Annotated in this window: 14 protein-coding genes; 4 read left to right on the top strand and 10 right to left on the bottom strand. The window is 65.3% G+C overall.

Annotated elements, in window-relative coordinates:
* Positions 1-87: 87 nt before the first annotated feature.
* On the top strand, positions 88-1,077 hold the full coding sequence (locus AC6LJY_RS06365) for a Bug family tripartite tricarboxylate transporter substrate binding protein (protein ID WP_046806733.1): 990 nt from the start codon (positions 88-90) through the stop codon (positions 1,075-1,077).
* 79 nt (positions 1,078-1,156) lie between these two features.
* Here the strand turns inward: AC6LJY_RS06365 and AC6LJY_RS06360 are convergent, their stop codons facing one another.
* On the bottom strand, positions 1,157-2,143 hold the full coding sequence (locus tag AC6LJY_RS06360) for a Bug family tripartite tricarboxylate transporter substrate binding protein (RefSeq protein ID WP_498135520.1): 987 nt from the start codon (positions 2,141-2,143) through the stop codon (positions 1,157-1,159).
* Positions 2,144-2,346: 203 nt separating this feature from the next.
* On the opposite strand from AC6LJY_RS06360, the gene AC6LJY_RS06355 reads away from it, so the two are divergent.
* Positions 2,347-3,246: a LysR family transcriptional regulator gene (locus tag AC6LJY_RS06355; RefSeq protein ID WP_498135519.1), complete on the top strand. Its 900-nt coding sequence runs from the start codon at positions 2,347-2,349 to the stop codon at positions 3,244-3,246.
* 14 nt (positions 3,247-3,260) lie between these two features.
* On the opposite strand, the gene AC6LJY_RS06350 is transcribed toward AC6LJY_RS06355, so the two are convergent.
* The 8 genes from AC6LJY_RS06350 to AC6LJY_RS06315 form a co-directional block, all read right to left on the bottom strand.
* Positions 3,261-4,184, bottom strand: a complete 924-nt coding sequence (locus AC6LJY_RS06350; protein ID WP_498135620.1) for a hypothetical protein — start codon at positions 4,182-4,184, stop codon at positions 3,261-3,263.
* A 38-nt stretch (positions 4,185-4,222) separates the two neighbouring features.
* The gene (locus AC6LJY_RS06345; RefSeq protein ID WP_314364330.1) at positions 4,223-5,014 is read right to left on the bottom strand and encodes a bestrophin-like domain; all 792 of its coding nucleotides are present in this window, start codon (positions 5,012-5,014) and stop codon (positions 4,223-4,225) included.
* Positions 5,011-6,612 carry a sensor domain-containing diguanylate cyclase gene (locus tag AC6LJY_RS06340; RefSeq protein ID WP_498135619.1) on the bottom strand — a complete coding sequence of 534 codons (1,602 nt, stop codon included), beginning with the start codon at positions 6,610-6,612 and terminating at the stop codon, positions 5,011-5,013. Before AC6LJY_RS06340 ends, AC6LJY_RS06345 begins: the two co-directional genes overlap by 4 nt.
* A gap of 147 nt (positions 6,613-6,759) precedes the next feature.
* Positions 6,760-7,254 carry a hypothetical protein gene (locus AC6LJY_RS06335; protein ID WP_498135518.1) on the bottom strand — a complete coding sequence of 165 codons (495 nt, stop codon included), beginning with the start codon at positions 7,252-7,254 and terminating at the stop codon, positions 6,760-6,762.
* 42 nt (positions 7,255-7,296) lie between these two features.
* Entirely contained in the window at positions 7,297-8,484 is a 1,188-nt protein-coding gene (locus tag AC6LJY_RS06330) for a TGL-type protein-glutamine gamma-glutamyltransferase (RefSeq protein WP_498135517.1), read from the bottom strand.
* Between the two features lie 136 nt (positions 8,485-8,620).
* Positions 8,621-9,508 carry a hypothetical protein gene (locus AC6LJY_RS06325; protein ID WP_314364324.1) on the bottom strand — a complete coding sequence of 296 codons (888 nt, stop codon included), beginning with the start codon at positions 9,506-9,508 and terminating at the stop codon, positions 8,621-8,623.
* A gap of 199 nt (positions 9,509-9,707) precedes the next feature.
* A complete protein-coding gene (locus AC6LJY_RS06320; protein ID WP_498135516.1) occupies positions 9,708-11,054 on the bottom strand; it encodes an MFS transporter in 1,347 nt (448 codons plus the stop codon).
* A 112-nt stretch (positions 11,055-11,166) separates the two neighbouring features.
* Positions 11,167-12,057 (bottom strand): LysR family transcriptional regulator, encoded by an 891-nt coding sequence (locus tag AC6LJY_RS06315; protein WP_498135515.1) that lies wholly within the window; start codon positions 12,055-12,057, stop codon positions 11,167-11,169.
* A 103-nt stretch (positions 12,058-12,160) separates the two neighbouring features.
* On the opposite strand from AC6LJY_RS06315, the gene AC6LJY_RS06310 reads away from it, so the two are divergent.
* Both AC6LJY_RS06310 and AC6LJY_RS06305 read left to right on the top strand, forming a co-directional pair.
* Positions 12,161-13,492, top strand: coding sequence for an arylsulfatase (locus AC6LJY_RS06310; protein WP_498135514.1), 1,332 nt, complete (start codon positions 12,161-12,163; stop codon positions 13,490-13,492).
* A gap of 39 nt (positions 13,493-13,531) precedes the next feature.
* Positions 13,532-14,536 carry a Bug family tripartite tricarboxylate transporter substrate binding protein gene (locus tag AC6LJY_RS06305; protein ID WP_498135513.1) on the top strand — a complete coding sequence of 335 codons (1,005 nt, stop codon included), beginning with the start codon at positions 13,532-13,534 and terminating at the stop codon, positions 14,534-14,536.
* Between the two features lie 64 nt (positions 14,537-14,600).
* On the opposite strand, the gene AC6LJY_RS06300 is transcribed toward AC6LJY_RS06305, so the two are convergent.
* Positions 14,601-17,225: decarboxylase (locus AC6LJY_RS06300; protein WP_498135512.1), on the bottom strand; the 2,625-nt coding region annotated here is incomplete at its 5' end.

Here is a 17,225-nt window from a genome sequence, read left to right as displayed (position 1 = left end):
TCAAGCCAAGGCCACCGAGCCTTGCCGCCGGCCATGCGGCCGGCGACCCCATACCTATAAGCAATAAATCAAGGCAGGAGACAAACCATGAACATGCAACGACGCAGTGCGTTGGCCGCGCTGCTGGCCGGCGCCGTCCTGGGCACGCTGGCCACCGCGGCAAGCGCCGCCGACTGGCCCGCGCAAAAGCCGATTTCCTATGTGGTGCCCTTTACCGTTGGCGGGTCCACCGACGTGGTGGGCCGCGTGCTGGCCCAGAAACTGGGCGACCGCCTGCACCAGAACGTGATCGTTGAAAACAAGCCCGGTGCGGCCGGCGGCATCGGCGCCACTTACGTGGCCAAGGCGGCGCCCGACGGCTACACCTTGTTCGGCGGCACCATCAGCACGCACGCCATCAACGCCAGCCTGTACAAGAACCTGAAGTACGACCCGGTCAAGGATTTCGAACCCGTTTCGCTGATCGCGTATCTGCCCAACGTGTTGCTGGTGGACCCGAATCTGGGCGTGAACTCGGTGGCCGATCTGATCGCGCTGCTCAAGCGCGACCCCGCCAAGCGCACGTTTGCCTCGTCCGGCGCGGGCACGTCCACCCATCTGGCGGGCGAATTGTTTTCCAGCATGATCGGGGTGCCGCTCACGCATGTGCCGTACAAGGGCACGCCGCCCGCCATGGTCGATGTGTCCTCGGGCGCGGTCACCTTCATGTTTGACCAGATGACCGCCGCGCTGCCGCTCTTGCAAACGGGCAAGCTCAAGCTGCTGGCCGTGACCACCAAGGACCGCATTTCGCTCGCGCCCAACGTGCCCACGATGCAGGAAGCCGGCGTGCCGGGCTTTCAGATGGCGTCCTGGCAGGCGGTGTACGCGCCCAAGGGCACGCCCAAGCCGATCCTGGACAAGCTGGCCGCCGAAATCGCCATCATCCTGAAAGAACCCGACGTGCAGGAAAAGCTGGGCAAGACCATGGGCATGGAACTGGTCGGCAGCACACCCGACCAGTTGCGCGCCTTGATGGCCACCGAGATTCCGCGCTGGGCCGAAGTGGTGAAAAAATCCGGAGCGACGGTGGAATAGGCCGTATCAACGGATGGCAAAACGCCCACGGACGCGAAAGCGGCGTGGGCGTTTTTCTTGGGGCGGGACGCGGACCCAGTCAGTTGATCTTGATATTGCGTTCCTTCACCAGCGTCTTCCACTGCGCTGTTTCCTTAGCCAGATGGTCGCGCAGCGCGTCCGGGGTGCTGCCGATCGATTCCGCGCCGATGGAATCCAGCGTCGCCTTGACCTTCGGTTCGGCCAGCGCGGTGCGCATGGCTTGGTTCAATTTCGCCACCACCTCAGGCTTGGTGCCGGCCGGCGCAAAGGCCGCAAACCACGGCATCAGTTCATAGCCCGCCACGCCGGCCTCCTGCATGGTGGGCACGTCGGGCAGGGCGGCCGAACGCTTGGCGGTGGTGACGCCCAGCGCGCGCAGCTTGCCCGTCGCGATGTGCGGCTTGGCCGACGTGATGCTGTCGAACATGTAGTCCACCTGGCCGCCCAGCAAGTCGGCAACGGCCGGGCCGCTGCCCTTGTACGGCACGTGCAGCATGTCGACCCCGGTCATCGACACGAACAGTTCGCCCGCCAGATGAATCGACGTGCCGACTCCCGCCGATGCGTAGGTGTAGTGGTTGGGCTGCGCGCGGGCTTTCGTGATGACGTCCTGCACGCTGGTCGCGCCCGTGCGTGCCGGGTTGGTCACCAACACGTTGGGCACGACCGCCAGCAACGAGATCGGCGCAAAGTCCTTGATGGGGTCGTAGTTCAAATCCGCGTACAGCGCGGGGTTGACCGCCATGCCGTTGGCCACGATCAGGATCGTGTAGCCGTCCGGCTTGGCGCGCGCGACGCTGGCCGCACCGATGTTGCCGCCCGCGCCCGCGCGGTTTTCCACGATGACCGAGGTGTTGAGCTGCTTGCTCATCGATTCGCCCAACGTGCGCGCGATGCTGTCCATGGCGCCGCCGGGCGGGAACGGCACGACCCACTTGATGGGATGGTCGGGGTAACTGTCGGCCAGCGCGGCCGACGCGCCGCTTATCAGCGACAGGGCCACGACGGCGCGGGCTACGGGTTTGATCACATGGCGCAGGCGCATGGTTGTCTCCAAGGTGCTTGGTTTATTCAGGACGCGCTCTTGTCGGGCGGCGCGGCTTTGTCTTTGTGTGGGCGGCCCCACGCTTGCTGGATTCATACTTTTCCAGCCGAAGGGCCAGCAATCTTCGCAGTATGGCTTGTGCTTTTCCTTGGCGTCCAAGACTATATGGGTTTCCATTCATACCTTTCCAGTCTAGGTGGTCCATGCAACTGAGGCACTTGCGTTACTTTCAGGCCGTGGCGGAAGAGGGCAGCTTCACCCGCGCCGCCGCGCGTTTGCATATCGCCCAGCCGCCGCTTAGCCGCCAGATCCGCCAGTTTGAAGATGAACTGGGCGTGGTGCTGTTCGAACGCACCACGCGCGCGCTGCGGCTGACCGAAGCCGGCCGCTTTCTACTGGAACAGTCGCGGCTGTTGACCGCGCGCCTGGAAGAAGTGCTGGAAGGCACGCGCCGCCTGGGCCAGACCCAGCGCCGCTGGTTCGGCATCGGGTTTGTGCCGTCGACGCTGTATGGTTTTGTGCCGGAACTGATCCGCCAACTGCGCAGCGCCGACCCGCAAGTGGAAGTGGGCCTGACCGAGATGACCAGCCTGCCGCAGATCGAAGCGTTGAAGGCCGGGCGCATCGACCTGGGCATCGGCCGCATCCTGCTGGATGACCCGGCCATCGAACGCCGGGTGCTGATGACCGAACCGCTGATGGCCGCCGTGCCCTTGCATCACCCCTTGGCGGGACTGGCCAGCGTGTCCGTTGACCGCCTGGCGCAAGAACCCTTCGTGCTGTATCCCGCGCGCCCACGCCCGAACTTCGCGGATCACGTGCTGGGGCTGTTTCGCGCGGGCGGGCATGCGCTGCAAGTCGTGCAGGATGCCAACGAATTGCAGACGGCAATCGGCCTGGTGGCGGCGGGTCTGGGCGTGTCCGTGGTGCCGGCGTCCGTGCAGCGTTTGCAGCGGCAGGACGTGGTGCACGTGCGCATCGAGGGGGACGGCTTCGTGTCGCCGGTTATCGCCAGCTATCGCAAGGACGACGGGTCGGAATTCCTGGCGCATGCGCTTAGGCTTGCACAGTCGCTGGCCGTGCATGGCGCGGCGGACGCCTGACCGCTTTGCGCGCGTCAGAAGCTCACCGCCAGGCCTACTGAAAACCCCGACACGTTGTTGCCGAACACATAGCGGCCCACCAACCGCGTGCGGGTGATGATGACGTCATACGCGCTGGAATCAAGCTCCAGCCCGGCGCCCACCGACGTCAGCCGGTCAAACCCCAACACGCCGCGCTGGTCGCCCAGGAATTCCGAATGCGTCAGCTCCAGCACATAGCGCAGCGGGCGTTGCAGCAGGGTGATCCCCGTGGGTGCCCGGTAGCGTGCCCACAGGTTGGCCGATTGCGCGATGGCGCTGCCCTGCACGGCGGCCGAACTGGCAAAGCTCTTCAGGCGGATGTCCGAATAACGCAGCTCTATGTCCACCTCGTAGCCCGGCCGGTAATGCTCGTAGTCCAGCATCAAGGACCCGCCCAGGCCATAGGCGTTTAGCGATCCGCGGTCCAGGAAGGTGACGTCCTTGCCCGTCTGGCGGCCCACGTACCAGCTTGCCGCGCGCAGGTCGCTGGTGACGTTGCCCAGCGCAACGTTGAAGATGGGTCGCAGCTTCAACTCGTCGGTCAGCTTGAAGTCCCAACCGATGCCGCCGGTGGCCGACAGGCTGTTCCATTTGGTGGGGATGTTGCGCGACTCGGTACCCTGGGTGGCCACGAAGGTGGGGTCGTAGCGGCTGCCGGCCAGCACCCCTTCCAGGTAGATCGGCACCGACTTTGAAATGGTGTCGCCGCCACCCAGCTGCGTCATGAAAAATTCGCTGGACCCCGACGTGGACCCGCCGCCGCCAATGGACAGCGAACTGGTCGTAATGTCGGGCACGATGGAATACGACATCAAGGCCAGCACGCCGTTGGCGCGCTTTTGCAGGTCGTCCTGCGTCAGGCGCAGCGTTTGCGCGCCTGCATCCGGGCCCACGACGCAAGCCACCGCCGCAACCACGCACGCCGACGCACGCGCCGACAGGGCGCGCGCGCGTGTCACGGGCGCGCCCCGGATGGCTCGCCGCCCATGGCCTGGCGCTGCGCCATCAGCAGGACGTCGCTTTGGTCGATGCGTATCACGCCGATGCGCGGAAATTCAAAGTCGACAATGATGTACAGCGCCGCCGTCATGACCAGCGCATAGATGATCTGGTGTAGCAGGGTGTCGCGATGCGCGCTGGCCAGGTTCAGGCCGATCAGGCAGGCGCACACCAGCGCCAGGAATCCCAGGAACACATACGTCATCGCGGGCGGGTGCACCTTCTGCGCGACGATTTGCGCCGAGGACACGTCGAACATGTCGTTGACGGCGCCGATGTAGGATGCCGCGAACGGCGGCACGGCGTTCCTGGCAGCCGCCATGGACGTCTTCCATATTTCGTTCTGCAAGGCCGACGCCTTGGCCGCGATGGCGTCACGATGATCCAGATCGGCCACGTGCCGGTAGTAGTTGATGCGTTCGTCTACGTAGCGGCGAAACTGGTCGCGCAGTGGCGGCTGGTCGGGCGCGTTCAGCATATCGATGCGCAGCCAGGCGGTGCCGATGGCGTTGACCTCTTGCACGAGCAGGTTGCGGCGGTCGGCCATGCGCTGGGCCGCGCCCGAAAAGGTGAAGGCGATCAGCAAGCCCAGCAACGCGAAGACCGACGCTTCGATTGCCGCCGAACCGGCGCGGCTTTTCTCGTCCATGTCGTGCCGATGGCCCAGGTAGCGGCCGACGCGGATCGCGCCAAGCAGAAGAAAGAAGAATACGGCTGCGCACAATGCCAGGATCAATGAATAGCTCACGTTGCCACCTTGCCTTCGGGGTTGGTTGTATGGACGTGCCGGGTATTCCATCGGGTAACGCGGTTGCGTCCGTTTTGTTTGGACGCGTACAAAGCCTGATCGGCGCAGGTAACGGCGGCTTGGGGCGATGCCGCGTCTTGTGGCCACAAGGCCAGCCCCACGGACACCGTCACCTGGCCCACGCCGGGCGGCATGTCGGTGCGCGCGACTCCCGCGCGGATGCGCTCGGCCGCGGCCATGGCCACGGCTTCGGCGGCGTCCGGCACGATCACCACGAATTCCTCGCCGCCCACCCGAAACGGCCGGTCTTGCTGGCGTACGCTGGCGCTCAACGTGCGCGCCAGTGCAATCAGGACCTGATCGCCCGTGGGGTGGCCGTGGGTGTCGTTGATCTGCTTGAAATGGTCGACGTCCAGCGCAATGATCGCGAAAGCGGTGCCGGCGCCCACCAGTTCATCCAGCCGCAGGCGCATGGCGCGTCGGTTCATCAGGCCGGTCATCGGGTCCGTCAGAGATTCCGTATTCAGCCTGCCGACTTCGTGCCGGTGCTGCGCCAGCCGGGCCGCCAGGGCGGTGCGCAAGGCATCGGCCTCGGCGTACCAGGCGCGGGGGCCGTTGGAGGTCAGCCCCGGGGCGTCGGCCGCGACGGGGGTGGCCAGCGCGCGGGTCAGGCGCGTCAGCGGGCGGGCGATGGCGTAGGCCAGGGCACTGACCGCGATCAAGGTCAGCAACACGGCGGGGATGGCCAGGCGCAGGGACTCGTACAGCAGCGCCTTCAACGGCGACAGCGCGTGGTCCAACGGCCGCTGCACGACCACCGCCCATTTACCCTTGCCCAACGGCGCGTAGCCGGTCAACAGGACATGGCCGTCGGCGTCTGTCACCTGAGCCGAGCCGGGGGCGGTCATGGTCGGCGTGCCGGCGGGGGTGTTGCCCGGCACGATGGCCAAGGGCGTGTTGGCGTCGCGGCTGTACAGCGCCTGGCCGGCGCTGTTCACCAGGTATACCTGGGTGCCGTCGGCATAGGGATGCTGGCCGATCAGCTTGTCGATCTGGCTGCCGCGTTCCAGGATCACCACGGCCGCAAGCGCGCCGCCATCGGGAAGGGGATTCACCAGCGTCAGCGTCGCGTGTCGGCCGTCGGGCTGACCGTCGGGCTGACCGTCTGGTTGACAGCACGGGCGGACCCATTCGCCGATGCGATGTTCCGCAACGCGCAAATCGTTCAGGCTATTGATGGCGGCTAGCGTGCCAGGGCTGTTCTCGCCGCGCGCCGTGACCGTGCCCTGCGCGTCGGCCAGCAGGACGGCCGAAACGCCTTCGATCCTTGAGGCCAGGCGGGCAAGTTCGGTTTGCCGCTGCGCCCCGGACAGTTGGCCGGCCGTAAACGCGTCGGCGCCCACGTCCAGCTGACGGTGGACGGCGGCAAGGTACAGGGTGATGACTTCGGAGAGTTTCTGGGCGTACGCCCGGTTCGATTCCAGCGCGTTGCGCACGGCTTGCGCCTTCTGGACCTGGTAACCGGCGACCAACGCGTTGGCAAAGCCCACCGCTACGCTGAGTACGGCCAGCGCAATCAGGACCGCCAGCAAGCTCACTTTCCTTTGTGTCGCCATGTCGTTGGACAGTCCTGGTCTGCGGCCGCAGGATTCGGATGCGTTGCCGTTCCGGTGAATGGCGACGCGGGCGGGATGGTGAAATCCGCGAATGCAGAATAACGAAGTCTGTTTGGTTTTTCCAGACTTTCAGTTTGTGGCCGTTGCTTTTTTCGGGCGTACGCCAAGAAAAAGAAGCGAACCCGCGATGGCCGCCACCAGGCCGGGCAAGGCGCCAATCTGCAAGGAATCACCGATCGAACGCAGCCGGTCCACGCCGGTAAGCTGCAACATGAACACGAAGCCGTACAGCGCGCCAGCGCCGCATACGGCCGCGAACACCGGCCAGCTGGGCGCGGACCGCTTCAGCGCGCCCGCCGTCATGCCGCAACACAGGGCGGGCAGGCCGCCCAATAGATACGCCGCCCACACGCCTTCCAGGTTTTGCAGGCTGTCCGGAATTTTCACGACCAGCGGCACGACAGCCAGACCGATCAGGGGCCCGATGGCGGCATACAGCAGCCCACCGGTCACCACGCGCAATCCAAGCACGCGATAGGGTTCGGCCGGGCGCGGGCGCGCGACCCGATAAATGAGGATGGCCGCAGTCATCACGGCGGGAAAACCGAGCAGGAATACATTCATCGCGCGATTGTTGCACGCGCCGTTTGCATCCGACCAGGGGCTTCAGGCGGCGATGGCCCAGGAGGTGTCGGGGCCGGGGCATTCCGGCAGCGCGATGTCGCTATGGCCCGGCCGCACCCACCGCACTCGCTCACGCGTTGCATCAATGCAACCGCCTTCGGCGTACACCCCTTGCGGGTCGCGGATGCGCGCCATGCGCGACAACACGGCGGCGGTGGCGGCGGGGTCCGCCAGGGTCTGCCGGACCCGGGCCTGCACGATCGCTTCGTCCATGCGCGGGGTGCCGGCTTCATCCCTGAACAGGCCATGGCGCCAGTGAAAAATCTCCACGCACTTGGACGTCAGGGTGTAGGGGCGGCCGCGCTCCCAGAAATTGTTGAACAGCCCGTTGCCCAGATAAAACACCCAGGACCCTTCAAAGCCTTCCACGTCGGACGAGGCCGCGTCGGGGTTGCGGAACCACAGGCGGTCGCCGGGAACATAGAAGCGTTGCGGCAGCGGCGCGTCCATCGACCCGTACTCGTGCAGGAACGCCTCATGAAAGCGCCCCGACATGACGGCGCGCGTTTCCCATTGGCGCTGAAGCCGGCGGCCAAGTTCAGGGTTGGCGTGCTGAAGTTCCTGCGCAATGCCCAGCACCGTCACGTACTCGGTGGCGCGATAGCAGGAAAACGCGTACCGCTGGCCCGACGCGTCGGGCTGGGTGGCCTTTTGCAGGCCCTGGATCAAGGACCGCCCGGGCAGCACGGTAAAGCCGCGCGCTTCGTCGTAGGTCCAATAATCGTCCGGGCGCTCGGCGTGTTCGGTGTCGAAGGCCAGCGCGGTCTTGCGCGCGGCCTGCACAATGTAGCGGCGGATGCGCACCGCCGACTGCAATTCGGCTACATCGGGAAAGGTGAACGCCACCGGGCTGGCCAGCATGGCCAGCAGGATTTCGCAGTCCAGGTCGCCGTCATGGGTCTCGGTGCGCAAGCCCAGTTGCCGCGCGAACTGCGTGGTGTCATGGTCCGGGGCGTAGGCCTGCGCAAAGGCGTGGTGCAACCAGCCATGGGCGCCGGGCGAAGCGCCCGTCAAACCCGAACAGTTCGCTGCCTGACGCAGGCCGGCCTGCGCCAGGAACTGCGTCAACTCGTGCAGCGCGATGCCTGCGTGGTGAAAATCCGGGGACTCAATGCGTATCCCGCCCCGATGCTGGGAAACCAAAGCCTGCTGCAACAACCGCATGAACATCCAACCCGAAAAGCGGAATAAATTCCATGCGGAAATTGTAGGCAGGCGGGCTTAATAGCACCTGTACGAAAGCTGTATTACAGCTGTATTGAAGCGGTATTGAAGCGGTATTGCCGCTGGGGGCAGCGGCATTGCCTTACTTCGCGACGTACGCCTTGCTGGCCGGGTCGAAGACATAAGCCGTGATGTCCGCCGCGCCCAGCTGACGCGTCTTGTTGGGGCCTGAAATCGTCGTGCCGCTGGGTTTGACGGTCACGGTGGGCATGTCCTGCTTGCCATCGTTGGAAAACACCAGCTCGCCCTTGCTGGACGTGCACGGCATGACGTCGCCGTCGGCGCAGGCGGCGCTGTTGTCCTCGCCGGTCAGCAGGCTGCCCACGTACGTCCAGACGTGGCCGTCCACTTCTTCCTTGAGCCGCTCGGGGTTGAAGACCAGCAGCGCGTAGCCGGTGCTGGTGATGCCATTGTCGAAATTGGTGGTGGGCACGGCCAGCAGCAGCTTGCCGGCGGGCGTGCGAAATTCCAGCGGCTTGCGGCGCGTGTCCACGTCTTCGCCGCGTTCGTACGCGCCGAATTCGCCGATGGTGGGTTCCATGCCGCGAAACTTCCAGGGCCGTTCAGAGGCCGGGTCCGTCAGCACGAAGGTCGCTTCGGTCAGGTTGACCCGGGTGCCCGGGCCCACATCGTCTTCACCCGGCTTGCCGTAGCGGTCCGCCGTGTCCCACGCAAAGCCGGTGTAGTAATGCGTACCCTCGGATTCGAAGGCGTGCCCGAACCAATACGTGGCGACACTGCCGTTGGCCACTTCGTAAGTCGTCTCGCCCTTGCCGTCTACGTCGTAGATGGCGTACAGCATGGACGGCACATCCGGCGGCGCTACGCGGGCAGCGGCGGCTTGGGATATCGGGGCGGGCGCGTCGTTCGCGGCCAAGACGGGCGACGCCGCCAAGGTCACGCTGGCGGCGGCAAGCAAGCTCGCCAGGATGCTGCGAACGGGCAGGTTGGCCTTCGAAGAGGGTGTCATAAAGGTCGCGCTTTCCTTTTGTTTTCTTGGAATGCAAAGGCGGGTAGGGCAGACGGCATGCCCACGCGGCAAGCCGGAAAACCACCATGCCCCACCGCGTGCGCTGGCGAGTATAAGGGCGCGTGTTTGCCCCTGGGCTTCACGATATTTCAGGTATTACGACACCGTTACATTTGGGTCGTGGCAGGCTGCGCGACGGCTAATCCGCACCGGATCGGGCGACGTAGGGCTCGGGGGTGGCGGACAGCACCGGTTCGGCGGCGTCGGTGCCTGGGACGACGTTGGTCAGGTCTTCGGTCATTTCGTGATCCAGCGCGCCTTGCACCAGGTCTTCGGTGACGCGCATTTCCACGCCGGCCGGGGACATCTGCGCGGCGGCGGCGAAGGGGGCGACGGGGGCGGGGGCGGGGCGTTCGCCGCGTCGCCACACGAAGAAGGCCAGCAGGCCCAGGTTCAGGGCGGTGAAGCACCAGAACAGGCCAGCGGCGCCGAACTTGTCCATCACTTGTGAGATTGCCAGCGGGCTGAGGGCCGAGCCCAGGGAATTGATCAGCAGCAGGCCCTGGATCATGCGCACCAGCGCGTCGGCGGGCGCGCGGTCGGCGGCGTGGCTGACGGCTACCGGATAAATCGCGAAGATGCCGCCGCCCAGCAAGAACAGCAGCACCATCAACAGCGGCGAGCCGGCGGGCAGCAGCAGGATCAGCAGGCTTAGGACGGTGCAGAACACCGCCAGGGCGATCAGCACCACCTGGCGGTCGCGCAGGTCGGACCAACGGCCCACGGGATATTGCAACACCATCGCGCCCAGGATCACCGCGCCCATCATCTTGCCCACGTCGGCCACGTCCAGGCCGATGCGTTGCAGGTACAGCGGCAGCAGCGTGTATACGGCGGCAATCGCCACGCCGGAGCCGAAGCAACCCATCACGCCGGTGGGCGTCATGCGGATCAGATGCTGCGGCATCAGCGGTTCGACGCGTTCGACCAACGGCGAGATGCGCGGAATGATCACCATCGGCATGACGGACAAGGACGCCAGCAGGCCCGCGATCATGAAGGGCGCCATGTCGCCCAGCTGTGTGATGGCACCCAGTTGCACCTGCCCCAGCATGCCGGAGCCATACAGCGCAATCATGTACAGCGCCAGCAGGCGGCCGCGCATCTTGGGGTCGCCGGCCAGGAGTAGCCAGCTTTCCACCACCAAAAACACGCCCACGCAGGCCCAGCCGTTGATCAGGCGGAGCACGAACCAGGCGGTGGGGCCGTAGATCAGGCCCTGCAACAACACGGTGACGGCAATCAGCGACGCAAAGCTGCTGTAGGCGCGGATGTGGCCGATACGCACGATCAGGCGGTCGTTGAAGATCGCGCCCAAGGTCAGGCCGATAAAGTACGACGACGAGACCAGGCCGATGACGGTGGCCGATTCACCGGCCGCGTCCAGGCGCAGGGAGGTCAGGGAGGAAATGAACGCGTTGCCGATACAGACAACGAACAGACCGAGTAGCGGCCCAAGGACTAGGGCCAACAACTGCCGAAACATGAAATTCTCGAGGCGGGGAGCTAAGCGATGCGGCCGGGGCGGCCGAAGGCGAGGAAGGGGGGGCGGGGCGATTGTAGCGATATCGCCGTCCATCCGCTTGGCGCCCGCCACATCACCCCCCCGCCAGCACCGCCTGGCGAAATTCTTCCATCAACGGCGACCACGTCGTGCCGCGCCGCGAGATCAAGGCGATGCTGCGCCGTAGCGGCGGGCCCAGCGACACCGGCAACACCACCACGTCGGCGCTTGCGGCCAGCGCGCTTTGCGGCAGCACGGCCAGCAGCTCGGCGTCGGCCAATATCTTCAGCGAGCCTTCGGAGAAATGTTCCACTTCCAACGCCGCTGCCGGCAACGCCAAGCCGGCTTCCGCGAAACGCGCGTCCAGCATCTGCCGCGCGACGGACGTCGGGCGCGGCAAGATCCAGCGTTGGCCCGCCAGGTCGCGCAGCGGGACGCGGGCCTTCGCGGCCAGGGGATGGCGCCTGCCTGCCGCCACGCACAGCGGGTCTTCAACCATGATTTCGTGGTGCAGGGTAGGCGGGCCGTCGGCGTAGATCGGGGTCACGGCAAGGTCCAGCTTGCCGCTTTCCACTTGCGCGTTCAGATCGTCCGACAGGCCTTGCACCAGTTGTACGCGCAGCGCCGGCCGGCGCGGCAGTACGCGCTTGAGAACAGGCATGACCACGCTGTCCACCGTGGCGCCGGTGGCGCCGATGCGCAGCAAGCCGGCTTCGCCCACGCGCAGTTCCATGGCGTGGCGCACCGCGTCGCGGTATTCGGCCCACAGCCGCTTGGCGTGTTGCAAAAAAACCGTGCCTTCGGAGCTAAGCGCCAGGCCGCGGCCGTGCCGCTGCATCAGGGTCAGGCCGGTGTCGGCCTCTAGCCGCCGCAACGACTTGGACAGCGCCGGTTGGCTGACGCCGCACGCCGCCGCCGCGCGTTCCAGGTGGCCGTGCTCGACCGCAGCCAGAAAATACTCAATATCGCGCAGGGATAGATTCATGAACGCCAGGAATTCCAGAACACACTTTTTGGAATATTACGCGCGGCGCCCGACCCTAGAATCCGGACATACCCCAGACCCCTACCCATAGAGAGCCGCGCGTATGCCAAACCGCCCCAACATCGTTTTGATCGTCGCCGACAACCTGGGCTGGGGCGAGCTGGGTTGCTACGGCGGCGGCGCATTGCGCGGCGCGCCCACGCCCAACATCGACCGCCTGGCCACCCAGGGGCTGCTGCTGCACAACTTCAACGTTGAAAGCGATTGCGTGCCGACGCGCTCGGCGTTGATGAGCGGGCGCCACCCGATCCGCACCGGCTGCCTGCAATCGGTGCCGCCGGGCCTGCCGCAAGGGCTGACCCGCGACGAAATCACGCTGGCGCAACAACTGTCCGGCCAAGGCTACGCCACCGCCCATTACGGCAAATGGCACTTGGGCGATATCCCGGGACGTTACCCGTCGGATCGCGGCTTTGACCATTGGTACGGCATTCCGCGCACTACCGACGAAAGCCAGTTCACGTCATCCATCGGCTTCGATCCCAGCGTGGCCGAGCTGCCCTACATCATGGAAGGCCGTGCCGGGCAGCCGTCCAGCAATGTGAAGCTGTATGACCTGGACAGCCGTCGTGGCATCGATGCGGACCTGGTGCAACACGCCCAGACCTTCATGCGCGACAACGCACGCGCTGGCCGCCCCTTCTTCTTGTATCTGCCGCTGGTGCACCTGCACTTTCCCACGCTGCCGCACCCGGACTTTGCGGGGCGTACCGGCGCGGGCGACTTCGCCGATTCCATGGTGGAAATGGATCATCGCGTGGGCCAGGTCATGGACGAGGTGGACCAGCTTGGCCTGGCCGAGAACACCATGTTCATTTTTTGCAGCGACAACGGCCCGGAATATCGTCGGCCCTATCGCGGCACGGCCGGCCCCTGGAGCGGCACCTATCACACCGCCATGGAAGGCAGCCTGCGCGTGCCGTTCATCATGCGCTGGCCGGGCAAGGTCAAGCCGGGGCAAGTGTCGAACGAGATCGTGCACGTGACGGACCTGTACACGACCTTGTCGCACATCGGCGGGGCCACCGTGCCCACCGACCGGCCCATCGACGGCATCGACCAGACCGATTTTTTTACCGGCGCGCGCCCGGACTCGGCGCGGCAAGGCTTTCTGTTCTACATCAAGAACGAATTGCGCGCGGTGAAATGGCGCGACTGGAAGCTGCACTTTTATTGGGAGCCCGAGGTCAACGAAGGCAAGGGCAAGCTGGAATCTCCGTATCTGTTCAACCTGAAACAAGACCCCAAGGAAGAAAGCGATATCTTGATTTTCAATACCTGGGTGCTGGGCCCGATGCTCAAGATGGTGCAAGCCTTCAACGCGTCTTGCGCGCAGCACCCCAACACCACCCCCGGTCGGCCTGACGGGGAATGAACGGCCCGCGATAGACGGCGCCAAGCACAAGGGGAAGTCATGAAATTCATCAGTCGTCGCGCCTTCACTCGTCGCGCCTACACTCGTCGCGCCATCGCGGGGGCGGGCCTGGCCTGCGCCGTGGCCTTGTCCGGGGCCGCTTCCGCTCAAGCCACGCTGCCCTGGCCGGGCAAACAGATCAACTGGATTGTGGGCTTCGTTCCCGGCGGCACCGCCGACGTGCTGACGCGGGTGGCCGCGCAAGACCTGGCGCGGCGCACGGGGCTGACGGTCGTGGTCGAGAACAAACCCGGCGCGTCCGGCGCCATCGCGCTTCAGATGGTGGCCCGGAGCAAGCCCGGCGACGGCTATCTGATTACCGTGCCTGGCCCGCTGATCTATCCCACGCCGCAGCCGGCCATCGGCAAGGAACTGGCGCCTGTGATGCTGATGGCGCAGGGGCCGATGGTGGTCGTCGGGCCGGCGCAGCACGCCTTGCCCGGATTGGCCGACGTGCTGGCCGATGCGCGCCGGCATCCTGAAAACTGGAGCTACGGCAGTTCCGGCAACGGCACCTCGCAACATCTGGCGGGCGAATTGCTGAATCAATACGCGGGCACGCACATCGTGCATGTGCCGTACAAGGGGGGCGGGCAAGCCGTGTCGGATGTGGCGGGTGGCCAGATTCCGCTGGCCATCCTGGGGTCGTCGCCGGTATTGCCGCAGATCAAGGCCGGCACGCTCAAGGCCTATGCCGTGACCACGCGCGCCCGGCTCGACGCCTTGCCCGACGTGCCCACCGTGGCGGAATCCGGCTTTGCGGGATACGAAGCCAGCCAGTGGTTTTCGGTGGCCGCATCGCCCGGGATCGACAAGGCGGTGCTGGACCAGTTGAACGCCGCCTTGCAGCAAACCGTGCAGTCCGCGGCGTTCAAGAGCGCGGTCGAGAACGCGGGCATGATTGCGGCGGGCGGCTCGCGCGCGGACTTGCAGCAGTTCATTGCAACCGACAGCGCCAAGTGGCAGAAGCTGCTGGACAGCGGAGCCATCAAGCTGGCGAACTGAGGCCGTTCGCCAAGCCGCAAGCGGGCGCAAGGCAGCGCCCGGTTGCGACTGCCGCGGTCACGGCCTAACGCTGGCCCCCTCCCGTGCGCGGCTTGATGGCGGACAGGCGGATCAGTTTGATGCCCCGCGCCGCGTGATAGCCGTGGATCTCCTTCACATCCAGCTTGCGCATGAATTCGATGGTGTCTGAATCGATCACCTGGCCGGGCACCATGATGGGAAACCCGGGCGGATACGGGATGACGAAGTTCGCGGATACCAGCTCCGGGCCATTGGCCAGCCGGTCGTCCAGGGTGGGGCTGGTCAAGGGCAGGTACTCGCATTCCGCCTCGTCGTACGCAGCAAAGAACGCGGTGCGCATGTCGCCTTCCGCCGTGCTGCTGGCGGGATTATCGCGATAGCCATCGTGAAAGCGGCTGAAGTTGGGCAAGCTGGGAACATCATGCATCAGCGCCTTGACCCTGGCGTCGAACTCCGGCCTGCCGGCGCCGTTGTCGGCGCTGAGGCGGGCGTCGACGGCCTCTGAAATCTCAAGCAGTACCTTGATCAACGCGGCGACATCACTGCGGGTGTTGTTGATATTGCTTTGCAGCAGCACGCTGTTGCGCGACGTCTTGTTCAATTGGATGTTGTATTTGGACGCCAGCAGATTCTTGAACGCCGTGCCATCGAACCCCGCCGTGCCGCACACCAGCGTGAGCCGGGTCGGGTCCAGGCAGAACTCGTCATCCTTCAGCGCTTTCACGGCGGTCAGCCAGTTGGCCCCGGGTTGCAGGTAGTCGACAAAGCCGGATGCGCGAAACCCGTCCGGAATCATTTTGTCGGCGCCCAGCACGCTGAAGTATCGGGAAATCAGCGGGTGGCTCGCGACTTCGCGGCGGATGGCCAACGCGACTTCGATCGCGCGCATCACCAGTTCATAACCTTCCAGCTCCATCTGGCGGCGGGCCACGTCCAGCGACGCGATGATCTGCGCATTCGGCGACGTCGAGGCATGGATGAACACGGCTTCGTGAAACGCGGAAATGTGATGCTCGTAGTCTTCGTCGCGAACCGCCACGATGGACCCTTGCCGCAGGCTGGACATCGATTTGTGTACCGAATCCGTTTCGTACACGCGTATCCGCATGGTTTCGGGGTTAGGCACCAGCTCACGCTCCAACAGGCGCGGGTCCTTCGGGTCCAGCTCGTCGCCCAGCTCTCGCACCTGCGCCTGCCAGGCGGCCGTGGCTGCCGGGTCGTCGCGCCATTGTTGCAAGGCGGCCGCCGCGCCCATGGCCGTGCGCGGGCGCAGAAAGGGCGACCACCGGGCAAAGCCGAACCAGGCTTCGTCCCACAAAAAGATCAGGTCCGGCTTGATGGCCAGGCATTCGGCCATGACCCGGCGCGTGTTGTAGATGTGCCCGTCGAACGTGCAATTGGTCAGCGTCACCATGGCGACCTTGTCCAGCCGCCCCTCGGCCTTCAGGTCCAGCAAAGCCTGTTTGATGGTGCGTAGCGGCACCGCCCCATACATCGAATATTCCGTCATGGGAAAGGCTTCGACGTACAGCGGTTGCGCGCCGGACAGCACCATGCCGTAGTGGTGCGACTTGTGGCAGTTACGGTCCACGATGACGATGTCGCCCGGCTTGGTCACCGCCTGATAAACCATCTTGTTGGAGGTCGACGTGCCGTTGGTCACGAAGTAGACGTGGTCAGCGCCCACGGCGCGCGCGAACTTCTCCTGCGCCACCTTGATGTTGCCCGTGGGCTCAAGCATGCTGTCCAACCCCCCGGTGGTCGCGGAGGTTTCGGCCAGGAACAGGTTCAGCCCGTAGAACTCGCCAAAGTCGCGGATCCAGTTGGATTTGATGATGGACTTGCCACGCGCGATGGGCAGGGCGTGGAACGTGCTGATGGGGCGGTTCGCATAGCGTTTCAGGTTGTCGAAATGCGGGGTGGCCTGGCGGTCGCGCACGCCTTCCAGAATGTTCAGGTGCACTTCCATGGGCTCTTCGGCCTCATAGAACACCCGGCGGATGCAGGCGGCGGCCGGGTCGCCGGCCAGTTGCTCGACCTTGCGATCCGTCAGCAGGTAGATATCCAGCTCGGGCCGGATGTTGGCGATGAAGCGGGCCAGCTTGACGCCCGCTTGCCGCGTGTCGTCCGGCTGCGTATCCAGATGCTGGTAGGCCGACAGAAAATCGCGCAGCAGCGGGGCCTCGTGGGTGGATGCAAAAGGCACGCCCTCGTAGATCACCACGGCTTCGATCTTGCCGTTCATGATCGTGGCAAGCAGGGCGTCTTCCACGCTGCCGACTAAAACGGGCTCATAGATCAAGCCATCGTCGGGTCGACGAAACTGACGGATCTCCTGGCATATGGCTGCCGTGCGCGAAGCCGACATCGGCGTGACGAACAGGGTTTCGAAATAGGGTTGACGCCCGCCGTTCTCGCCCAAGCCCGCGGGCAGGCGGTCGGGCGCGTCGTACGAGGCGTCCTCGGCCACGTTCCATTCGCCGGCGTCGTAGCGGTAGCTGCCCGACAGCATCGCATTGCTCATGCGCAGTATGAGGCGCGCCGCGCCCATGGCGTCGCCCTCGGCCAGGCGCTCGTCCAGCGCACGCAGCAGCTGCGCGCCGGGATAGGCAAAATAGGTTTCCATCGGGCGCAGCGCGGCCAGGGCCTCTTGCACGGCGGTGGCCGC

The organism is Achromobacter sp. RT286_PF, assembly GCF_059760425.1.
Note: the sequence above shows the minus strand (reverse complement) of the source record. Positions and strands in the feature narration are given on the sequence as shown.